Source organism: Pseudomonas sp. Pseusp49 (genome assembly GCF_059491875.1).
Map to the genome: position 1 here is coordinate 2982106 of NZ_CP168514.1, position 21854 is coordinate 3003959.

General features: G+C 61.8%; 17 protein-coding genes. 8 read left to right on the forward strand and 9 right to left on the reverse strand.

From position 1 onward, the window contains the following. Positions 1-91 precede the first annotated feature (91 nt). The 5 genes from ACEN83_RS13470 to wecB are packed head-to-tail and all read right to left on the reverse strand — an operon-like array spanning position 92 to position 8516. Positions 92-1168 carry a GGDEF domain-containing protein gene (locus tag ACEN83_RS13470; RefSeq protein WP_495580579.1) on the reverse strand — a complete coding sequence of 359 codons (1077 nt, stop codon included), beginning with the start codon at positions 1166-1168 and terminating at the stop codon, positions 92-94. Further along, on the reverse strand, positions 1152-2030 hold the full coding sequence (locus ACEN83_RS13475; RefSeq protein ID WP_495580580.1) for a DUF4434 family protein: 879 nt from the start codon (positions 2028-2030) through the stop codon (positions 1152-1154). Before ACEN83_RS13475 ends, ACEN83_RS13470 begins: the two co-directional genes overlap by 17 nt. Then, positions 2030-5194: an NfrA family protein gene (locus tag ACEN83_RS13480; protein ID WP_495580581.1), complete on the reverse strand. Its 3165-nt coding sequence runs from the start codon at positions 5192-5194 to the stop codon at positions 2030-2032. Before ACEN83_RS13480 ends, ACEN83_RS13475 begins: the two co-directional genes overlap by 1 nt. Then, positions 5191-7365: a cyclic di-3',5'-guanylate-activated glycosyltransferase NfrB gene (nfrB, locus tag ACEN83_RS13485; protein WP_495580582.1), complete on the reverse strand. Its 2175-nt coding sequence runs from the start codon at positions 7363-7365 to the stop codon at positions 5191-5193. Before nfrB ends, ACEN83_RS13480 begins: the two co-directional genes overlap by 4 nt. Then, complete coding sequence (gene wecB, locus ACEN83_RS13490) at positions 7362-8516, reverse strand: non-hydrolyzing UDP-N-acetylglucosamine 2-epimerase (protein WP_116580605.1); 1155 nt, start codon at positions 8514-8516, stop codon at positions 7362-7364. Before wecB ends, nfrB begins: the two co-directional genes overlap by 4 nt. Positions 8517-9015: 499 nt before the next feature. On the opposite strand from wecB, the gene ACEN83_RS13495 reads away from it, so the two are divergent. The 8 genes from ACEN83_RS13495 (at position 9016) to ACEN83_RS13530 (ending at position 15689) form a co-directional block, all read left to right on the forward strand. Beyond that, complete coding sequence (locus ACEN83_RS13495) at positions 9016-9864, forward strand: transporter substrate-binding protein (protein ID WP_495580583.1); 849 nt, start codon at positions 9016-9018, stop codon at positions 9862-9864. Positions 9865-9915: 51 nt separating this feature from the next. Further along, positions 9916-10578 carry an amino acid ABC transporter permease gene (locus ACEN83_RS13500; RefSeq protein ID WP_033047866.1) on the forward strand — a complete coding sequence of 221 codons (663 nt, stop codon included), beginning with the start codon at positions 9916-9918 and terminating at the stop codon, positions 10576-10578. A 9-nt stretch (positions 10579-10587) separates the two neighbouring features. Then, entirely contained in the window at positions 10588-11250 is a 663-nt protein-coding gene (locus ACEN83_RS13505) for an amino acid ABC transporter permease (RefSeq protein ID WP_104448356.1), read from the forward strand. Beyond that, positions 11247-12041, forward strand: a complete 795-nt coding sequence (locus ACEN83_RS13510; RefSeq protein WP_495580584.1) for an amino acid ABC transporter ATP-binding protein — start codon at positions 11247-11249, stop codon at positions 12039-12041. The genes ACEN83_RS13505 and ACEN83_RS13510 overlap by 4 nt, the downstream gene beginning before the upstream one ends. A gap of 30 nt (positions 12042-12071) precedes the next feature. Beyond that, entirely contained in the window at positions 12072-12461 is a 390-nt protein-coding gene (locus tag ACEN83_RS13515; RefSeq protein ID WP_218481835.1) for a RidA family protein, read from the forward strand. Positions 12462-12593: 132 nt separating this feature from the next. After that, positions 12594-13358, forward strand: a complete 765-nt coding sequence (locus ACEN83_RS13520; RefSeq protein WP_102702095.1) for an IclR family transcriptional regulator — start codon at positions 12594-12596, stop codon at positions 13356-13358. 39 nt (positions 13359-13397) lie between these two features. Continuing rightward, entirely contained in the window at positions 13398-14615 is a 1218-nt protein-coding gene (locus tag ACEN83_RS13525; RefSeq protein ID WP_495580585.1) for an amino acid deaminase, read from the forward strand. Positions 14616-14753: 138 nt separating this feature from the next. Next, the gene (locus ACEN83_RS13530; RefSeq protein ID WP_495580586.1) at positions 14754-15689 is read left to right on the forward strand and encodes a sugar kinase; all 936 of its coding nucleotides are present in this window, start codon (positions 14754-14756) and stop codon (positions 15687-15689) included. A 123-nt stretch (positions 15690-15812) separates the two neighbouring features. On the opposite strand, the gene ACEN83_RS13535 is transcribed toward ACEN83_RS13530, so the two are convergent. The 4 genes from ACEN83_RS13535 to ACEN83_RS13550 all read right to left on the reverse strand — a co-directional run bounded on the left by ACEN83_RS13535 (position 15813) and on the right by ACEN83_RS13550 (position 21852). After that, positions 15813-16088 carry a peptidylprolyl isomerase gene (locus ACEN83_RS13535; protein WP_007898282.1) on the reverse strand — a complete coding sequence of 92 codons (276 nt, stop codon included), beginning with the start codon at positions 16086-16088 and terminating at the stop codon, positions 15813-15815. A gap of 66 nt (positions 16089-16154) precedes the next feature. After that, complete coding sequence (locus ACEN83_RS13540; protein ID WP_495580587.1) at positions 16155-18692, reverse strand: PAS domain-containing hybrid sensor histidine kinase/response regulator; 2538 nt, start codon at positions 18690-18692, stop codon at positions 16155-16157. 209 nt (positions 18693-18901) lie between these two features. Beyond that, the gene (locus ACEN83_RS13545) at positions 18902-20857 is read right to left on the reverse strand and encodes an acetoacetate--CoA ligase (protein ID WP_495580588.1); all 1956 of its coding nucleotides are present in this window, start codon (positions 20855-20857) and stop codon (positions 18902-18904) included. Positions 20858-21078: 221 nt separating this feature from the next. Further along, on the reverse strand, positions 21079-21852 hold the full coding sequence (locus ACEN83_RS13550) for a 3-hydroxybutyrate dehydrogenase (protein WP_007974690.1): 774 nt from the start codon (positions 21850-21852) through the stop codon (positions 21079-21081). Between the last annotated feature and the right edge of the window lie 2 nt (positions 21853-21854).

Consider the following 21854-nt stretch of genomic DNA (forward strand, 5'->3'; position numbering starts at 1 on the left):
TTTTTCGGGTTTAAACAGATCTTTTTTCAATGGACGCCTAACGTTCGGTACCGATGAGAAACGCTCAGTGCAGAGTGTGAGATAGATCAGTTCATTGATGAAAGGTATACCGATCCTTCCCCGTATGCTTTGCCTCATACAAGGCTTCATCGGCCTTGACCAGCGCCTGGTTCAGCGTGTCGCCGTCGAGCACCCGGGCCAGGCCGATGCTGATGGTCACCGGGTATCGAGTGGCTTGTTCGCGCACCACCCGACACAACTCAGCGGCCAGCGCCTCGGCGTCTTCGCGGCGAGCCCCGGCCAGGTAAACCGCGAACTCCTCGCCACCGAGGCGCGCATATTCGTGACGGGTCATCACCGACTTGATGTCCTGGGCGATGCGCTTGAGGACCTCGTCCCCAATGTCATGGCCATGGACGTCGTTGACCTTCTTGAAATTGTCGATATCGACCATCGCCAAGTAGTGGTCGTTCTCCCGCGGCACTTTGTTCAAATGCTGGTTGGCGCGGGTCATGAACGAGCGGCGATTGGGGATTTCGGTGAGGGTGTCGATGTAGGCCTGGTCCAGCAGCAGCTTGGACATGATGAAGTTGTACAGCTTGGCCTTGCGCAGTGTCAGGAAGCTGTAGATGGTCAGGCCGCAGATAAATGCCGAGTAACTGATGGCCATCACCCCCCTCAGCTCCATGTGTCCGAGATCCGTGTTGTAGAACGGGTTGAGAAACGACCAGGTGACGATTTGCGCGGCAAAGAACGACCAGCGGTTCAGCGGCAATACCGAGGCCGTGAACAGGGTGGTCGAAGCCGCCAGCAACAGCCATCCGGGTTGGTGATCGTCGGGTAGGCCTTCGGTGAGCAGTCGCGTGCCGAATGCCATGGCAAACACAAACAGCAGGTTCAGCGTCTGGAAATGCCGGGCATCGCGGATAAGCCGAAGGACGATGACGAAAGTCGCGAAGGCGCCGATAAACACCAGCGAAAGCCAGGTGAATGGTTGTCCGCCGATGAAACTGAGGATCAGGTCGTAAGCAATCCAGATCGCAATGCTGGCGATGTAGATCAATACGCAAAAGGAGCGTAGCCGATCAAATTCATGCTGGAGGAACTCGGCTTTGAGCTTGGCCGGCGCCGACTTTCTCAGCACTTCGTCTTCAATGGTTTTGTACATCGCCGACCTTGCTGTTGTGCTGGTTGTCGAGAATCACCTTACCCCACGGCCGGTAGCGCAGGGAGAAAACCGACGTCGGATGGCAGCCCGGCGATGTGGATTGGGGAGGCATGGGTTCGGCACGAAAAGGTTGCCCGGCAACGCTGACCTGGCGAAAGGCTTCCCTGACGATGCCGATGGAGCAGGGCAGGGCTTGGGCATAGCCGTTGCGAACCACGGCTGGCAAGCGTCCGGTGCCGGCTCCGTCCTGCCACCACACTTGAATCCCTGTGCTGGCCAGTTCCCCAAGCCACTGGCCATTCACCTGTGGCGACAGCTTGCCGACGCTGAAGACGCTGATGTGCAGCGGCGCGTCGAGCTTGCCGGCGAAATCCTTGAGCTGGCGTTGCAGGGTTTTCCGGCGATCAAGCGGCAGAAAGTGCAGGTCATCCAGTTCCATGGGCAGGTACCAGCCGCTGACCGGCAGTTTCCAGTCCTCGCGCAGCGTTTGCTGTCGGGCCCGCGACTGCCCCAATTGCGCCTGCCAGTAGGTTGCCAGTCCGGCGCTGTCCAGCTCATCGATGCGTTGGTAATAGGCCGGGTCCATGTGCAGGCCCAGCACCAGTTTCAAGCCTTGCGCCCGGGCCAGTTTCAGGCTGGAGGCGAGCCAACCGTTGGCGCCGCCGAAGTCCGAATCGCCATAGGCCGTCCATTGCACGATCACCGTATGCACGCCCTGGTGGGCGGTGTCCTGCCAGATTCGCTGCCATTGCGCCTGGCTCAGGCTGGCATCGGCGTTGAGCGGCTGATAGAAAATCCGTTCGTCGGCATGGGGCGCCGTGGCGCCCAACAACAGGCACAAAGCCAAAAGAAGTCGCTTCATCAGAAATTCAACTCCACGCCCACCAGCACGCCGTTGCCGCCGTCATACAGATTGCCGCCCAACGCTTGTTGATACTCGGTGCGCACCGTCAGGTGCGCGCGATAGGCGTTGTAAATGTCATCGTTGAACCACCATTGCCAACGCAGGCCCAGACCGGTGCGCAGATCCTGGCGCCAGTCGTTGCTCGGGTCCTGGCTGGCAAATTCAAGGAAACCGTATGGCATGACCGTTTGCGCGCCGTTGAACGGCAGCTTCCAGGTGTGACCTTGCTGGAAGCGCGACAGCCATTGATGGTCGCCGGCCTTGGTCCACCACGCCGCGTCGAGGTAGAGGAAGCGCTCCTCCCAATCGCTTTCATCGACCCGCCAATCGTTGCGGAATCGACCCTGATCAAGGAACGACGCCGTTGACCGCAGCAGGTAGTCGGTGGTGGTGTGGCCATCATCGCGGTGATCCTCGGCCTGATCGGATACCTTGTCGGGGACCAGCATTTGGCCGAGGCTCAGGCCATGGTTGTCCTGGTCATCGAACTGGCTTTGTTTGTAGATCTCGCCATAGAAGTTGATGTTGGCCGTGCCCCAGGGCTTGTAGCGCAGGCCGACGCCGGCACCCAGGGATTCGGCATAGCTCGACCGGCCCACACCGCCAAGCAACAAACGGCCATAGACCGACAGCGTGCTGCCGGCGCGGCTGGGTTCATCGCCCAGTGCGTGGTCCCACATGGCCAGTTGCACGTTCTGCGAACTGGAGCGTCGCTGCGTGCCGGTGCTCTGGTCAGGGCGCACGAAATCGTTGGTCGATATCCCGGCCGGCGACCAGGTACTGGCGATGGTGAATGAGTCGCGACGGGACAGGCTTTCGTGAGCGCGACGCTGACGATAGCGCCGTGCCTCCATGCTACCTTCCTCGTCATCGGCGGCCACCGGGTTCTGCTCCAGGTCAATCACGCGTTCCAGTTCCTTGCGCGCCGAGGCGCTGTCCTCGACCTCGTCGTAACGCCAGGCCAGGGTTTCGCCGAGGCGATAGTCTTCCGGGAAGTCCTGGGTGGCGCGTTGCAGATACGGGATGGAGCTGGCGCGTTCTGCCTTGGTCTCGGCCCCGGCCAGGCGCACGCCGTAGTCGGCACGATATCGGGGATTGTCCGGCTCACGGCGCACCGCTTCGGCAAGCCATTCGTTACTTTGCTGCAGGTCGCCGGCCTTTTGTGCCGTGACCGAAGCCGCATAGTAATGCTCGGCATCCGGCACCAGTTGCAGGGCGGAACGCTGGCGCTGCAGTGCGAGCGCGTGATCGCCCCGGGCATCGGCAATCGCCGCACCCAACGTCCACTCATTGGCGCCACGGGTGCGGCTTAATTGCCAGTAACGTTCGGCCGTTTGCGTGTCACCGATATTCAGGGCACCACGGCTGGCGGTGAGGCGGGCATTGTCGCTGAGTTCGGCGTCCGCAATGCTGCGCCAGATGGCCAGGGCACCCGCCGAATCTCCAGAGGCTTCCAGGGCGTAGGCGAGTGGCAGGCGGGTGTTCTGGTCACCCATTTTTTCGGCAGTCTGGTAGTACACCACCGCTTCGCCGGGACGCTCGGGCATTGCACAGCGACCGAGGGCGCGGTAGTCGCCTGCGGCTTGCGGGTTATCGCCAATCGCCTGTTGAACCGCGCCGCACTGGCCGTTTTCCGCCAGTTGCGCCAGCAGTTGCCCGCGAGTGGCGGGGTCGACGCGGTTGAGCAACGTAACGATGCGTTGTTGTTGTGCCGTGGTCGGTGTCGATGCGGCATACAACCCCGCCAACCGTTGCAGCAGGGGCGTCGGCAGCTTGCCGCCGTGGCGGTCGAAGGCGCTCTCGAGCAACTGTTGCGCATGTTCCCGCTGGCCGGCTTTGAGCGCCAGGTAGGTTGCCTGATTGAGCGAGTTGAGGTTGCCTGTCTGCTGGTAATGCCGCTCCCAGAATGCCGCCGCTTCGGTATCGTGATCCGATGCCTGGAGCAGTTCAGCGCGACGTTTGACCACGTCGGCGGTCTGCGGCTGGCTGGCGAGGTAGGCCATGACTTTGTCGCTGCGGCCTTCATCCTGCCAGGCGGCGAGCAGCTGTTCGCGGCGTTGCGTGTCCCAGGGTTCCGGCAGGCGGGTCGTTTGCAGCAGGTCGGTGGCTTGCAGGCGCTGGGCGAGGACCAGCCAGGCTTGCGGATTGTCTTCGGGCTGGCAAGCTTTCAATTGGGTCAGCGCCGCTTGCGGATCACGACGCGACAGCCAGTCGGCGGTCTCCAGGCACGGCCGCTGCAACTCACCACTCAAGCGTTGTACCGTTGCGCTGTCACCGGTTTGCCGCGCCAGTTCCCACAGGCGCTGGCGTTGCGCCGGATCGGCCAGATCGGCGGGCGGCAGCGTTTGCATCCAGCGTTGCGCCTGCTGGACGTGACCCATGGCAATCGCCCGGTCGACCATGGCCAGTCGAGTCTTGCGCGCAGCTTCCGGGCTTGGCGCCGTTTGCAGCAATTGCTGCAAGGGTTGCTCGTCAAGGCGTTGCACGTAGGCGTTGGCCAGGCGTTGCCAGCTTTGGGCATCGAGTTGCTGGTTCGCGGCCAGGGGCGCGAGTTCCTTGATGGTGCCATCCCAATCGCGTAATTGCTCGGACCAGTTGGCCCGGGCCTGTTGCAGCGCGCGCTCGTCCCCCTTGGGTGGCAACTGGGCCAGCCAGTCATGGGCCGAGGCGGCGCCACCGCGCTTGGCCAGGCTCGCGCTGTAGGCCTGCCACAGGCGCACACGATGCTCCGGATTGCTGGAGGCTATCCATTGCTCCACCTGTTTTCTGTCCGGCGGATCCTGTTCGATCCAGGCCAGTCGCAGGTTGAGCAGGGTGTCGCTATTGGCAGGGGTATCCTGCAGCGCTTGCACGGCGTCCTCGTAGCGTTGCTGCTTGACCAGCGATTGCACCAGCAGCGCCCGTGCCTCATCGTTTCCCGGCACTTTGCTCAGCAGATGGCGCATCAGCCGTTCGACTTCCTTCCAGTTGCCGGCTTTCGCTTCGCGGTAACTGCGGTCCATATAGGGGTAACTGCGGAACTGATCGAAATCGGTCATGGGTTCGGCTTGCACCCACGCTGTCGTGTTCAGGCAGAGCAACAGGCTACCGGCCATCAAGGTCTGACGATGGACAGGCTTCATGCAGCCTCCCGGGCAATGCAGTAGGCAGCGTGCTGCTCGCTCGCCTGATCGACCAAGGCCTGTTCGAGGATTTCCTGTGTGATCATGCCGCGTTCAATCAAGTGTTCACCTAAAGACATTTTTTCCGCATCGAAATCGATCAGCGCCTGATTGAACAGGGTGGGCGGCACCATGCCGCGTACTTGCAACAGGTTGCCCAGCAACACCTGATGATGGCTGACGCGCTCGATCAGGTCTTCGTCGTCCTGATTTCTCTCAAGCACCTCAAGCATCTGATGAACTTCCTCGCTTTGACGAGGGCTGGCGTACCAGTAGCGGATCCCCAGCGTCACCCGGCCTTGTGGTGCAAGGCGGCAACGCACCGGGCGTTTCAGTTGACGGCTGATGGCTCCCAGGGATACCTGGCTCACCGGACCTTCGGACGCCAGCACCAGGGTGTCGCCTTCCTCGGCGACCGGCAGCACGCCATAGTGCGTGGCGATCTTGCGAGGCACCGCAGCGATCAGGCGCTTGTCGAGTTTGAACGGGTTGAGTGGCGCCCATTCCAGATCCAGTTGCTCGGCCAGGGCCTGCACCAGTTGCGTGGTGTCGATGTGCCCGCGCAGCAGCAGTTCCCGACCCAGGCGTCGACGCACCGGGTTGGTCACCGCAGCTTCCAGTTGATCCTCGGTCAGCAGGCCTTTTTCCACCAGGCGATGGCCCAGCGGGGTGCGCTGGGCTTCGGCCAGGGCCGGAAACTCATGAGTGGTCTTGTCCCAGGCGACGCGACGCGAATCGCCCATTTCCATCACCTGGCGCAACGCTCGAAGGTTGGCGAAGAAGTTGACGAAATTGCTCCACACCATCCGGGGGGCCGACAGCAGCCCTTCGCCCAGCCCGTAAAAACGGGTGACAAACCAGCCACGCTGGAATAGCCGATTGAGCAGCATGAGGCCATTGAGCCACAGCAGGCTCGCCAACAAGGCGCTGTCAGAGAGGATCGATGGGAACCGCCAGGCATCCGGCGCGATCACGGTGACCAGCCACATCGCCAGCAACACCACCAGCAATAGGTTCACCAGGAAGCTCAACAGGTACGCAATAAGGCCACGACGGTCGCGCCACAGAAAATAGTTGAGCAGGCCTTTGCGGCTCCAGCCCAGATTCTTGGTGCCCTGGAACACAATGCCGACGATCCAGCGCGACTTCTGCCGGATCGCGTATTGCAAGTCCCGGGGAAAGTGCTCGCGCACGCAGATTACCTGGGAAAACGCGCGATCCATGCCGAACACCCAGGGTTGTTCCAGTGCCAGTTTCGGGTCGGTCACCGAATAGCGGGCAAAGATGCACTTCATGCCTTTTTGCTTGAGGCGAAAACCAATGTCGTAGTCTTCGGTCAGACTCTGCACGTCGAAGGCGATACCGTCACCGTCCTCGAGCAGGGCACTGATGGCCTTACGGCTGAAACAGGTGCCGACCCCCGCGCTGGGCACTTGCCCGGTCAGCGCTTCACGCACGATGACGTCCTTGCCATGGTTCTCGGCGAACTCGTCGACGTAATGCCCGGCAGTGAAACCATTCCACTCCGGCGCGTAGGGATAGACCGGAATCTGGATCAGGTCCTTGGCGGGCAGCAGGTAGTTGAACAGGCGCAACTCCATGGGTGAAATCACGTCCTCGGCATCGTGCAGGATGAAACCGGCGAACTGGATCTTTGCATCGTTTTCAAAACGCAGGATGGCGTCGATCACGTTGTTCAGGCAGTCGGCCTTGCTGGTCGGGCCGGGGCGTGCGCACACCACTTTGTGCACGTTGGGGTAATGCCGGCACACCGCATCGACGTCGGCCTGGGTCTCGGCGTCGTTGGGGTAGGTGCCGACGAAAATCTGATAGTTCTCGTAATCGATGGTCGAGGCGGCCAGGCGCGCCATTTCACCGACCACACCGACTTCGTTCCACGCCGGTACCATGATCGCCAGGGGCTTTTCGCCGATGCTGTACAGTCGTTCTTCATCGGCGCGCCTGAATTTTTCATAGATCCGCCAGCGTCGGATCAGTTTGCGGGTCCAGTACACCAGGTCGATGAACAGGTCATCGAGCCCGAGTATGAACATCAGCAAGGCCAGGGTAATGGCGAGGTATTTGAGTCCGAACAACGCATAGGCAAAGAAGTCGACAAACGCCAGGCTCATACGGCTTTACCCGCCACCGCACGGTGTTTCAGCCAAATGCCAAGGCGATTGGCGATGCGTTCGCTGGCGTGTCCGTCGCCATAAGGACTATGGACTCGGCTCATGCGCTGGAAGGTGGCGTCATCATCGAACAACAGGCTTGATTCCCTGACGATACGGTCGGTATCTGTGCCCACCAGCACCACTGTTCCGCCTTCAAGCGCCAATGGCCGTTCCGTGACTTCGCGCAGTACCAGCAGCGGTTTGCCAATGGCGGGGGCTTCCTCCTGGATGCCACCGGAATCGGTGAGAATGAAATACGCGCGGTCCATCAGCCAGACGAAATGCTGGTAATCCTGCGGCGCCACCAGATAGATATTGGGTTTGTCCGAGAGAACGCTGTAGACCGCTTTCTGCACCTGTGGATTGAGGTGCACCGGATAGACGAATTGCACATCGGGATAACGCTCGGCGAGGGTGGCCAGGGCCAGGCAGATGTTGCGAAAGCCGCCGCCGAAGTTTTCCCGGCGGTGCCCGGTGATAAGCACCATGCGCCTGGTGTCGTCGAGCACGGCCAGTGGCGAGTCGGCGGCCGGGTGCCAGTGGACTTGCTGTTGGTGATTGCGCATCCATACCAGAGCATCGATCACCGTATTGCCGGTGACCTCGATGTTGGCCTTGGGCACGCCTTCGCGCATCAGGTTGTCTGCGTTATTGGTGGTCGGCGCGAAATGCAGGTCGGCGATGACACCGGTCAGATGGCGGTTCGCTTCCTCCGGCCAAGGGGCGCGCAAGTTGCCGGTACGCAAGCCTGCCTCGACGTGACCGATGGGTATCTGGCGATTGAAGGCGGCGAGGGCGGCAATGAAACTGGTGGTCGTATCGCCGTGCACCAGTACGATATCCGGCTGCACTCGCTCGTAGGCTCGGTCGAGATGCCCCAGCAGTTGTTCGGAGAGTCCGTTGAGGGTCTGGCCCTGGGTCATTACCTGCAAGTCTTCGTCGACCGCCAATTCGAACGAGTCGAGCACTTGCTTGAGCATTTCCCGGTGTTGGCCGGTGGAGCAGATGTTCAGTTCGATTCCGGGCCAGTTACGCAGGACCCGCGCCAGTGGAGCCATCTTGATGGCCTCCGGACGCGTACCGAATACCATCATGACCTTAAAAGACATTAACCCTCCTGGAGCATCGAAGGCTGGCGCGCAGGGTCGCCAGCAGCGGTTCATTCCATCTTGAACCTGAATAAAAGCAGTCGAATCCGGCGTTGTCCAATCCGGTTCCGGGCTGCCTGGATGACGATCACCAGCGCGGTGGTGATCGTCGGTAAAGGCAATAGGATGGCCATTTGCCAAAAAAATTCCCTAACAGATGGCACATTGGGGGCTGGAGGTGAATCCTTCAAGCAAAAGCAGTCGGCTAATGGGGCAATTGCCGCAACTGTGCACATGATTGGGGCCCAGGTACCCGTGCCTTGTAGCCAACGGTAGCGCTCCCTATCGAGGCGATGGGTAACGTCTTTACCGCGACGAATTGCCATCTTGTTGATTGCGCTCATTTTTCAAATGCACTGGGAAACGCTCCACTTCCTGTGGCACACTTTCTGCTGTCTATTCCGTTGTTACATACCAAGTTCCGGTATAGCGGAATACACATCACCCTGGAGTGCTTGCCATGCATCGCCGACCATCCTTGTTCAAAGCGTGTGTTTTTCTTTTCGCAGCTTCAGCCGCTGCCATGGGCGTGGCCCAGGCGGCGGACAGCAAGCTCGATAGCGTTCTGGCCCGCGGCAAACTGATTGTGGGCACCGGCAGCACGAATGCGCCGTGGCACTTCCAGGGCGCCGATGGCAAGTTGCAGGGGTTCGATATCGATATCGGGCACATGATTGCAAAGGGGTTGTTCAACGACCCGACCAAGGTTGAATACGTGGTGCAGTCGTCCGATGCGCGGATTCCGAACCTGCTGACCGACAAGGTCGACATCAGCTGCCAGTTCATCACCGTGACCGCCAGCCGCGCCCAGCAAGTGGCGTTTACCCTGCCGTATTACCGCGAAGGTGTCGGCCTGCTGTTGCCGGCGAACAGCAAGTACAAGGAGATCGACGACATGCAGGCCGCCGGTGACAGCGTCACCGTGGCGGTGCTGCAAAACGTCTACGCCGAGGAGCTGGTGCACCAGGCGTTGCCCAAGGCCAAGGTCGATCAGTACGACAGCGTGGACCTGATGTACCAGGCCGTGAACTCCGGCCGGGCCGACGCGGCGGCCACCGACCAGTCATCGGTGAAGTACCTGATGGTGCAGAACCCTGGCCGTTATCGCAGCCCGGCCTACGCCTGGAGCCCGCAGACCTATGCGTGCGCGGTCAAGCGCGGCGATCAGGACTGGCTGAATTTCGTCAACACCACTCTGCATGAAGCCATGACCGGTGTTGAGTTCCCGGCTTACGCGGCGTCGTTCAAGCAGTGGTTCGGTGTCGATCTGCCTTCGCCAAAGATCGGTTTCCCTGTCGAATTTCAATGATCCCGTGAGAGCGGGGCGGTGATGAATCGCCCCGTTCAGGTACTGCTGACCATGAACTATCAGTTGAACTTTGCCGCCGTCTGGCGCGACTTCGACACCTTGCTGGCGGGGCTCGGCCTGGGCCTTGAACTGGCGCTGGTGTCGATCGCCATCGGCTGCGTGATCGGCCTGATGATGGCGTTTGCCTTGCTGTCCAGGCACCGCGCATTGCGGGTGATGGCGTCGGTGTACGTCACGGTGATTCGTAACACGCCGATCCTGGTGTTGATTCTGTTGATCTACTTTGCGCTGCCAAGTTTGGGCATCCGCCTGGACAAGATCCCTTCGTTCATCATCACCCTGTCGCTGTATGCCGGGGCCTACCTGACCGAAGTGTTCCGCGGCGGTTTGCTGAGCATTCCCAAGGGCCAGCGCGAAGCCGGGTTGGCCATCGGGCTGGGCGAGTGGCAGGTCAAGGCCTACGTCACCGTGCCGGTGATGCTGCGCAACGTGTTGCCGGCCCTGTCGAACAACTTCATTTCGCTGTTCAAGGACACCTCGCTGGCGGCCGCGATTGCCGTACCGGAGCTGACCTATTACGCGCGCAAGATCAATGTCGAGAGCTACCGGGTGATTGAAACCTGGCTGGTGACCACGGCGCTCTATGTGGCGGCCTGTTACCTCATTGCCATGATGCTGCGTTACCTCGAACAGCGTCTGGCGATTCGCCGATAGGAGCTACCCATGTACGAATCCCCGAGTTGGTTGCATGAGTTGTGGGTGGCGCGGGAAGTGCTGTGGCAAGGCTTTCTGACCAGTGTCCAGGTGTCGGTGCTGGCGATTCTGCTCGGCACGCTGGTGGGTGTGGTCACCGGGCTGGTGCTGACCTACGGCAAGTTCTGGATGCGCGCGCCGTTTCGTTTTTACGTCGATGTGATTCGCGGCACACCCGTGTTCGTGCTGGTGCTGGCGTGCTTTTACATGGCCCCGGCGCTGGGCTGGCAGATCGGCGCGTTCCAGGCCGGTGCGCTGGGGTTGACCCTGTTCTGCGGCTCCCACGTCGCCGAGATCGTGCGCGGGGCCTTGCAGGCATTGCCACGCGGGCAGATGGAGGCGAGCAAGGCCATCGGCCTGACGTTTTACCAGGCGCTGGGTTATGTGCTGTTGCCCCAGGCGTTGCGGCAGATCCTGCCGACCTGGGTCAACTCGTCGACCGAGATCGTCAAGGCTTCGACCCTGTTGTCGGTGATCGGCGTGGCGGAATTGCTGCTCAGTACCCAGCAGATCATCGCCCGGACCTTCATGACCCTGGAGTTTTACCTGTTCGCCGGTTTCCTGTTCTTCGTCATCAACTACGGCATCGAGTTACTCGGCCGGCACATTGAAAAGCGGGTGGCTTTGCCATGACTCAGACTCAGACCAATACTCAAAACGGCCAACCCCTGCTGGACATTCGCGGCCTGCACAAGCGTTACGACCAGCTCGAAGTGCTCAAGGGCGTCGACCTGAGCATGCAGCGCGGCAACGTGGTGACCTTGATCGGTTCCAGTGGCTCGGGCAAGACCACATTGCTGCGTTGCGTGAACATGCTCGAAGAGTTCCAGGGCGGGCAGATCCTGCTCGATGGCGAGTCCATCGGCTATGACGAGATTAACGGCAAGCGCGTGCGTCATCCGGAAAAAGTCATCGCCCGGCATCGCGCCATGACCGGCATGGCGTTTCAGCAGTTCAACCTGTTCCCGCACCTGACCGCGTTGCAGAACGTCACCCTGGGCCTGCTCAAGGTGAAGAAACTGCACAAGGACGAGGCCGTGGCCCTGGCCGAGAAATGGCTGGAGCGCGTAGGCCTGCTGGAACGACGCGACCACTTTCCCGGTCAGTTGTCCGGCGGCCAGCAGCAGCGCGTGGCGATTGCCCGGGCGATTGCGATGAACCCGAGCCTGATGCTGTTCGACGAAGTGACCTCGGCGCTGGACCCGGAACTGGTCGGCGAAGTGCTGAGCGTGATCAAGGGCCTGGCCGAAGACGGCATGACCATGCTGCTGGTGACCCACGAAATGCGCTTTGCCTTCGAGGTCTCGGACAAGATCGTCTTCATGAATCAGGGGCGTATCGAAGAGCAGGGGCCGCCCAAGGACCTGTTCGAGCGTCCGCAATCGCCACGACTGGCGGAATTTCTCAAAAGCACCCGTTTTTGATCCTTCAATTTTCAATCAGGAGAAACACTCATGAGCATTACTCGTTACGGCACCGGCAGCGCCGCTGCAGGCGGCACGCCTCGCCCTTTCGCCCGCGCTGTTGAAGCCGATGGCTGGCTGCACGTTTCCGGGCAGGTGCCGGCGGTGGACGGCGAGATCATTACGGGCGGCATTGTCGAACAGACCCACCAGACCATGAAGAACCTGATCGCGATTCTCGAAGAGGCAGGCTTCGGCCTGGAAGACGTGGTGCGTGCTGGCGTGTGGCTTGAGGATCCGCGGGATTTCACCAGTTTCAACAAGGTCTTCGCCGAGTACTTCAAACCCGAGCACGCCCCGGCACGGGCCTGTGTGCAGGCGAGCATGATGGTCGACTGCAAGGTCGAGATCGACTGCATCGCATACAAGAAAAAGGCCTGATTCACACCGGCCCTTGTAGGAGCTGCCGAAGGCTGCGATCTTTTGCCGTTTTTTGCACGGGCCCAAAGGCAAGATCAAAAGATCGCAGCCTGCGGCAGCTCCTACAGGGCATCAATGAGTGAGCATACAGACATGACCGAAGACACCATCAAGCGCCGGGCACGCGGTCTGGACCGGGCGTTCGATATCCTGGATTTCCTCAAGGAGATCGGCCAGCCCCTGCGCCCGAACGACATCGCCAACGGCATCGGCAGCCCCAAATCCACGGTCTACGAACTGGTGGCCTCGCTGCTGGAACGGCGGATCCTGGAGCCGGTGGGCAAGGACGGTCATGTCTACCTCGGTCGTCAGCTGTACTTTCTCGGCCAAGCGCACCTGCGGCATTTCGACCTGACCCGCGAGGCCGATCACGCCTTGCAGGACATCGTCAGTCAGACCCATGAAACCGCGCAGATGTGCCTCCTCAACGGGCGCAAATACACCGTGGCGCTGATGAAGGAAGGCGAGCGGCATTTCCGCATTTCCTCGGACATCGGCGAAAACGCTCCCATCCCCTGGACCGCCTCCGGGCGCCTGTTGCTGGCGCACCTGAGCGACCAGGAAATCGTCGACCTGATCGACCACGACGACTTCATCCTGCCCGACGGCGAACGCTTGGAGCTTGCGCAGTTCCTCAAGGAAATCCGTCAGGCCGGTATCGATGGATTCTTTTCCTTCGATAGCGTCGCCGACACCTTTACCCATTGCTTCGCCGCCCCGGTCAAAAACCCCGACGGCGTGGCCATCGCGACCCTGTGCATCGTCGCCCCACGGGCCGATGCGAAGAAAAACTACAACGACTACCGCCGGGTGCTGATCGCAAGCGCCAATAGCCTGGCTCGTCGCATAAACGAATAACGGCGGCTGCCTGCAGCCGCGTGAATGAGGAGTTCGACCATGTCTTCTGCCCCCCATACCGCCAACGTGGAAAAAGGCGCGGCGCCCATCGGTGCCAGCCTGGTGCGTGATGTCAGCCTGCCCGCGCTGGTACTGCACCGCGAGGCGTTGGAACACAACATCCGCTGGATGCAGGCGTTCGTCAGCGACAGCGGCGCGGAACTGGCGCCCCATGGCAAGACCAGCATGACCCCGGCGTTGTTCCGTCGCCAACTGGACGCCGGTGCCTGGGGCATCACCCTGGCCAGCGCCACGCAAACCCGCGCCGCCTACGCCCATGGCGTGCGCCGTGTCCTGATGGCCAACCAGTTGGTCGGCACGCCGAACATGGCATTGATCGCCGACCTGCTGGCCGACCCGACGTTCGACTTCTATTGCATGGTCGATCACCCGGACAACGTCGCCGACCTCGGTGCCTATTTCGCCTCCCGTGGCGTGCGCCTGAACGTGATGATCGAATACGGCGTGGTCGGCGGGCGTTGCGGTTGCCGCAGCGAACAGGAAGTGCTCGACCTGGCCAAGGCCATCGCCGCGCAACCGGCACTGGCCCTGACCGGGATCGAAGGCTACGAAGGGGTGATCCATGGCGATCACGCCGTGACCGGCATCCGTGATTTCGCCGCGTCGCTGGTGCGTCTGGCGGTGCAGTTGCAGGACAGCGGCGCCTTCGCCATTGCCAAGCCGATCATCACTGCGTCGGGTTCGGCCTGGTATGACCTGATTGCCGAGTCCTTCGAAGCACAGAATGCCGCCGGACGCTTCCTCAGCGTGCTGCGTCCCGGCAGTTACGTGGCTCACGACCATGGCATCTACAAGGAAGCGCAGTGCTGCGTGCTCGACCGTCGCAGTGATTTGCACGAAGGTCTGCGCCCGGCGCTGGAAGTGTGGGCGCACGTGCAGTCGTTGCCGGAGCCGGGGTTTGCGGTGATTGCCCTGGGCAAGCGCGACGTCGCCTACGACGCCGGTTTGCCGGTGCCGTTGCGGCGCTACAAGGCGGGCGTGGTGCCGGCCAGCGGCGATGACGTGAGTGCCTGCAAAGTCACCGCGGTCATGGACCAGCATGCGTTCATGACCGTGGCGCCGGGGGTTGATCTGCGGGTGGGCGACATTATTTCGTTCGGCACTTCGCACCCGTGCCTGACGTTCGACAAGTGGCGTGTCGGCTGTCTGGTCGATGAGCAACTGAACGTCATCGAGACCATGGAAACCTGTTTCTAAGGCTTGAGACCGAGGCGCTGCCATCGCGGGCAAGCCCGCTCCCACAGGTTTCATGAACACTGAAGAACCTTGTGGGAGCGGGCTTGCCCGCGAAGAGGCCGGCCCAGACTACAAAGAAACACCAGGGACCCCACAACAATGAACACCATCAACACCCTCGGCCCCAACACCCCGCGCATCGCCCTGATCGGCGAATGCATGATCGAGTTGCAGCATCGCGCCGACGGCAGCCTGCAGCAGAGCTTCGGCGGCGACACCTTGAACACGGCGGTGTACCTGTCCCGGGAACTGGGAGAGGACGGCTCCGTGGACTACGTCACCGCCCTGGGCGATGACAGTTTCAGCGACGCGATGTGCCAGAGCTGGGCGGCGGAAAACATCGGCCTTGAGATGGTCCAGCGCCTGCCCGGACGCCTGCCGGGTTTGTATTGCATCCAGACTGACGCCGCCGGTGAGCGACGCTTTCTGTACTGGCGCAATGAAGCGGCGGTACGCGACTGTTTCACCACCCCGGCCGCCGCACCGATCCTCGCGGCGCTGCCGGATTACGATGTGCTGTATTTCAGTGGCATCACCCTCGCGGTACTCGGCGTGCAAGGTCGGGAAAAACTCCTGGACACCCTGATCGAAGCCCGCCAGCGCGATGCGCGGATCGTGTTTGACAACAACTACCGGCCACGGCTCTGGGCATCGGTCGAGGACGCCCGGGCGGCGTATCGCAGCGTGCTGCCGCAAGTCGACCTGGCGTTGCTGACGGTGGATGACGAACAGGCGTTGTTTGGTTATGCCGATGATGACGCGGTGTTTGCCGCGTATGAGCAGATGGGTACGCCGGAAGTGGTGCTCAAGCGCGGCGCGCAAGCGTGCCTGATTCGTTGTGATGGCGAGTCATTCGAGGTGCCGGCGCAGAAGGTCGAGCGGGTGGTGGACACCACGGCGGCGGGGGATTCGTTCAGTGCCGCGTACCTGGCCAGTCGGCTCAAGGGCGGCAGCCCGTTCGAAGCGGCGCAAGCGGGGCACCGGTTGGCGAGCCAGGTGATTCAGGTGCCCGGGGCACTGATCCCCCGCACCTGAACAAACCCCCTGTAGGAGCTGCCGAAGGCTGCGATCTTTTGATCTTGTTTTTTAGAGATCAAGATCAAAAGATCGCAGCCTTCGGCAGCTCCTACAGGTCATCAATCGGCAATGACGTCGTGGTCAATCCCGGTAAAACACCTGCACCAGGTGATAGCCGAACTTGCTCTTGATCGGGCCATGCACCACCCGCAGCGGTTTCTTGAAGATCACCGCATCGATCACGCCGACCATCTGCCCCGGCCGCACTTCGCCGAGGTCGCCGCCGCGCTTGCCCGACGGGCAGGTCGAATACTTCTTGGCCAGCACATCGAACGCTTCACCCTTGGCGATGCGTTGTTTGAGCTGCTCGGCTTCTTCCGAGGTTTTCACCAGGATATGGCGGGCTTGAGCTTTCATGGGGCGGTTACCTTGCAACGATTCTGGCTATGTGGGTGGCAGCGGGGGGCGCGATTATGCCTCAACTCAGTCCGGTTGACCGATCATCGTGCGAATCTTGTTGGCCAGCAGGTCGATGGAAAAAGGTTTGGTCACCATGTCCATGCCTTCTTCAAGGAAACCCTGGCGCTCGGCCGCGATCTCCGCATAACCGGTCATGAACAACACTTTCAGTCCGGGACGATGCTGGCGGGCGATTTCTGCCAGTTGCCGGCCATTCATGCCCGGCAACCCCACGTCGGTCACCAGCAGGTCCACCCGCAGGTCCGACTCCAGCACCGGCAGCGCGTCCTTGGCATCTTCGGCTTCATGGGCGCGGTAACCGAGCTCCTTGAGCAGGTCCAGTACCAACATGCGTACCGCCGCATCGTCCTCGACCAGCATCACCGTTTCGCCGGCAATCGCCGTCGGCGCCTCGCCGACCACGGGTGACAGGACTTTTTCCGGCTCGGTCGAATGCAGGCGCGGCAGGTACAAACGCACGCTGGTGCCGCGTCCGGGCAGGCTGAACAGGCTGACGTGGCCCCCCGATTGCTGGGCAAAACCGTAGATCATCGACAAGCCCAGGCCGGTGCCCTGGCCGATGGGCTTGGTGGTGAAGAACGGGTCGAAGGCCTTGGCCAGCACCGAGGGCGTCATGCCGGTGCCGTTGTCGCTGACGGCAATCATCACGTAGTCGCCGGCCTTGACCGGTTCCAGGGTCGTGATGTCGCTGCCGTCGAGGTACACGTTGGCCGTTTCGATCTGCAACTCGCCGCCCCCGGGCATGGCGTCCCGGGCGTTGATCACCAGGTTGAGCAGGGCGTTTTCCAACTGACTGACATCGGTGTTGACCCGCCAGATGTTCTGCGCCAGTTGCAGTTTGAGTTCAATGTGGTCGCCCTTGGTACGGCTCAACAGGTCTTCGAGCGAGCGAATCAGGTCATTGGGGTTCAGCGGCGTGCGATTGAGCGACTGACGCCGGGAGAACGCCAGCAAGCGATGGGTGAGGGCGGCGGCACGGTTGGCCGAGGACACTGCCGCCTCGGTGAACCGGCCGATCTCGCTGGCGCGGCCTTCGGCGATGTAGCGCTGCATCAGGTCGAGGCTGCCAATGATGCCGGTGAGCATGTTGTTGAAGTCATGGGCGATACCGCCGGTAAGCTGGCCGACGGCTTCCATTTTCTGGGCATGGCGCAAGGCGTCTTCGGCACGCTCACGCTCGAACATCTCGTTTTGCAGACGCTCGTTGGCCTCGGCCAGTTGTCGGGTGCGGGCGGCCACCCGTTCCTCAAGGGTTTCGTTCAGGTTGCGCAAGGCTTCTTCGGTGTTTTTGCGTTCGGTTTCGTCGATCACGAAGATGTAGAAGCCGTTGACCGCACCATCTGCACCGTGGCGCGGCAGGTAATTCATCAAGGCCTGGCGCAGGCTGCCGTCGCGGTGCGGCGTGCTGATGCTGAAACAGCAGGGCCGGCCGGACAGCGCCTCGGTGATGTACGGGGCGCGCAGCGCGTAGGCTTCTTCGCCGAGCACTTCAAGAATGGTTCGCCCGTATAGCTCTTGCGGCGTCAGCCCGTACCAGTCGAGGTACGCCGCGTTGTTGAGGCGAAAGCGTTCTTCGCGGTCGACGTAGCTGATCAGGACCGGCATGGCGTTGATGATCAGTTGCAGTTCGGTCTGGCTCTGGCGCAGGGCCTGTTCGGTGTGTTTGCGCTCGGTCAGGTCCAGGGCGGCGCCGAGGAATCGGATCGGCCGGCCGTGATGGTCCTTGTAGCAGCGACCGCGGGCAAACACCCAGCGCATCTGGCCGTCGGTTTGCAACAGGCGATACTCCTCGGCGTATTCGCTGCCGTGGGTGATGCAGTGCTTGATGCTGCGGGTGATCAGGGCGCGGTCTTGCGGGTGTACGCCGTGCAGGTATTCGCTGATCGGCAACTGGCTGGCCATGGCCGGGTCGACGCCGTGGAGCTGGGCGAAATGCACATCGGCGATGAAACGGTCCTCGCTGATGTCCCAGTCCCAGGTGCCCACCGCATCGGTGGCGGCGAGGGCCAGTTGCAGGCGTTCCTCGGTTTCACGCTGGGCCTTGAGGCTGGCCGCCGAGCGTTGTTCGAGTTCGAGGGCGATGCGCCGGCGTTCGTTGGTTTCGATGGCGGTGACCAGGATCCCGGCCACGTCGGCGCCTTCGTCGCGGATCGGGCTGTAGGTCAGGTCGAGCCAGAAGTCGGACTCCCGGCCCTCACGTTGCAGGGTAAAGCGCTGCTCACTGTAGGTTCGCACCTGACCTTGCAGGACGGCGCTGTAGATCGGGTCGGTAAAGTTTTTCAGTTCTGGCCAGATCAGGTGTGTCGGTTGTCCGAACGCCTGCGGATGCTTGCTTCCGGCGAGCAGGGCGAAGCCGTCGTTGTAGATCTGTGTCAGTTGCGGGCCCCATAGCAGCAGCATCGGCATCGGTGAGTGAATGACAATGTCCACGGCGGTTCGCAGGCTCTGTGGCCAGGTGCTGGCAGCACCCAGCGGGCTGCTTGCCCAGTCGATCCGGGCGATCAGGGCCTGGGCATCGCTGGCGGTGGGTATTGCGTTCATCCGGGAGTCCTGCGCCTGAGTCGCTTTAGCTGGCGTCTATTCTTGCACAGGTGGCAGGCGCAGGTTGATTCGAAGGCTTGAGCGGTTACTGTGGGAGCGGGCTTGCTCGCGAAGAGGGCGTGTCAGTCGACATCTTCGTTGGCTGACCTGCCGTCTTCGCGAGCAAGTCGAATCGTCGCACCGCCGCTCCCACAGGTTTTTGCGGCGCTTCAAGACTGGAGTTCGGGCCTGTTGCGGTACTGTTCCAGCGCTTCGGGATTGGCCAGGGCATCGGTGTTCTTCACCTTCTGTCCATGCACCACATTGCGCACCGCCAGTTCAACCACCTTGCCGCTGATGGTCCGCGGAATGTCGGTGACCGCGACAATCTTCGCCGGCACATGGCGCGGCGTGGTGTTGGCGCGAATCGTCTGGCGGATCTGTTGCTGCAGCGCCTCGTCCAACTCCAGCCCGTCGCGCAAGCGTACGAACAGCACCACCCGCACGTCATCCTGCCATTGCTGGCCGATGGCCACGCTGTCGAGCACCTGCGGAATCTTTTCCACCTGACGGTAGATCTCCGCCGTGCCGATGCGCACGCCACCGGGGTTGAGCACGGCATCCGAGCGGCCGTGGATCATCATCCCGCCATGGGGCAATTGTTCGGCGTAGTCGCCCTGGGCCCAGACACCGGGGAACAGGCTGAAATAGGACTGGCGCAGCTTTTCGCCATCGGCGTCGTTCCACAGGCCAACGGGCATCGCCGGGAAGTGCCGGGTGCAGACCAGTTCGCCTTTTTCGCCGATCACCGGCTGGCCGGCGTCGTTCCATACCTCGACGGCCATGCCCAGGCTCTTGCCCATGATTTCGCCACGCCGCACCGGCGATACAGGGTTGCCGTTGACGAAGCACGAGACAATGTCGGTGCCGCCGGACATCGAGGCCAGGCACAGGTCTGCCTTGAAGTCGCGATAGACGAAGTCGTAACTCTGCGGCGACAGCGCCGAGCCGGTGCACAGCAAGGTCTTGAGGCTGCCCAGGTCATGACTGTCACGGGGCTTGATACCGCTGCTTTCCAGGGTGGCGAGGTATTTCGGGCTGGTGCCGAAGACGCTGATCCCTTCGTCGTCGATCAGGTCGATCAAGCGTTGCGGGTCAGGGTGGAACGGCGAGCCGTCGTACAGCACCACCGCGCTGCCTACCGCGAGGGCCGAGACCAGCCAGTTCCACATCATCCAGCCGCACGTGGTGTAGTAGAACAGGCGCTCGCCGGGGCCGAGATCACAGTGCAGGCCATGTTCCTTGACGTGTTGCAGGAGTACACCGCCGGTGCTGTGGATGATGCATTTGGGCACGCCGGTGGTGCCGCTGGAGTAGAGGATGTACAGCGGATGGGCGAAGGGCACCGGGACGAAATCCGGTTCGCCGCCGGGTGCGTAGAAATCGTCCCACAGCGTCACGTTGGCCGGGGTGCGGAAGTGTTCGATGTGCGCTTGTGGGCGAGTGTAAGGCACGACGATCAGTTGTTGCAGTGACGGCAGGCGCTGGAGGATCTCGTTGATCTTGGCGGTCTGGTCGATCTCTTTGCCGGCATAGCGGTAGCCGGCGCAGGTCACCAGCACTTTCGGTTCGATCTGGCCGAAACGGTCAACCACCCCTTGGGTGCCGAAGTCCGGTGAAGAACAGGACCAGACAGCGCCCAGGCTGGTGGTGGCGAGCATGGCCACCAGGGTTTGCCAGGTATTGGGCATGCACGCGGCGACCCGGTCACCCACACCGACGCCGGCGGCGATCAAGCCGTTTTGAAAGCCGGCGACCTGTTCGGCCAGCTCGGCCCAGGTCAAATGTTCACGCTGACCGTTCTCGCCAACGGCTACCACGGCGATTGCATCATCGCGGCGCTGTAGCAGGTGTTCGGCAAAGTTCAGCGTGGCGCCCGGGAACCACTGGGCGCTGGGCATCTGCGGGCCTTCGAGCAGCACGGCGTCGGGTTGTTCGTGGAAGCGGATGTCGAAGAAATCGACGATGGCCTGCCAGAAGTCGGGGCGTTGCTCGATGGACCATTGGTGCAAGGCCGGGTAGTCGTCAATCTTGAGGTGGTGCCGCTGATTGATGAAGCGCCGGAAGGCCTCCATGCGGGTCTTGCCAATGCGCTTGACGTCGGGTTGCCAGAGGATGTCGGACATGGTTTGCCTCTTCTTTTTTATGCCTTTGCACAAGCTGATGTGGAGCAGGCTTTTGTGACCGGGGCGCTTGTGTGGCAGGGGAGCTTGTGTGGCGAGGGGGCTTGCCCCCGTTCGGCTGCGTAGCAGTCGTAAAATCAGACAAACTTAATCGTCTGTGAGTTTATAGGGCGGCTTCGCCACCCAACGGGGGCAAGCCCCCTCGCCACAGGGTTAGAGGCTGATCACTGCGCCAACCACCCACCATCCACATTCCACGCCGCGCCCCGCACCTGGCTGCCGGCGTCGCTGCACAAGAACAGCACCAGTTCACCCAGTTGCGGCGGTGTCACGAACTCCAGCGATGGCTGCTTTTCAGCGAGCAAATCATGCTGCGCCTGCTGTGGATCAACGCCGCTGGCGGCACGGTCGTCGATCTGTTTCTGCACCAGCGGCGTCAACACCCAGCCTGGGCAGATCGCGTTGCAGGTGACCTGGGTGGTTGCGGTTTCCAGGGCGACGACTTTGGTCAAGCCGATCACCCCGTGCTTGGCGGCGACATAGGCGGACTTGCCCACCGAACCGACCAGGCCATGCACCGAGGCAATGTTGATCACCCGGCCCCAGCCCTTGGCGCGCATGCCCGGCAGGCTCAAGCGGGTGCTGTGGAACACCGACGACAGGTTGATCGCGATGATCGAATCCCAGCGCTCCACCGGAAACTCGTCCACCGCTGCCACGTGTTGAATGCCGGCATTGTTGACCAGGATGTCGACGCCGCCGAACTCGCGCTCGGCGTAGGCGATCATGTCGGCAATCTGTGCCGGATCGCTGACATCGGCCGGGTGATGGCCGACCTTGCCGCCGAACTGTTGCACTTCGGCGATCACTTGGGAGGCATCGCCAAAACCGTTGAGGATCAGGTTGGCCCCGGCCTTGGCCAGGCTGAGGGCGATCCCCAGGCCGATGCCGCTGGTGGAGCCGGTGACCAGTGCGGTCTTGCCCGAAAGAGTCGTCATGA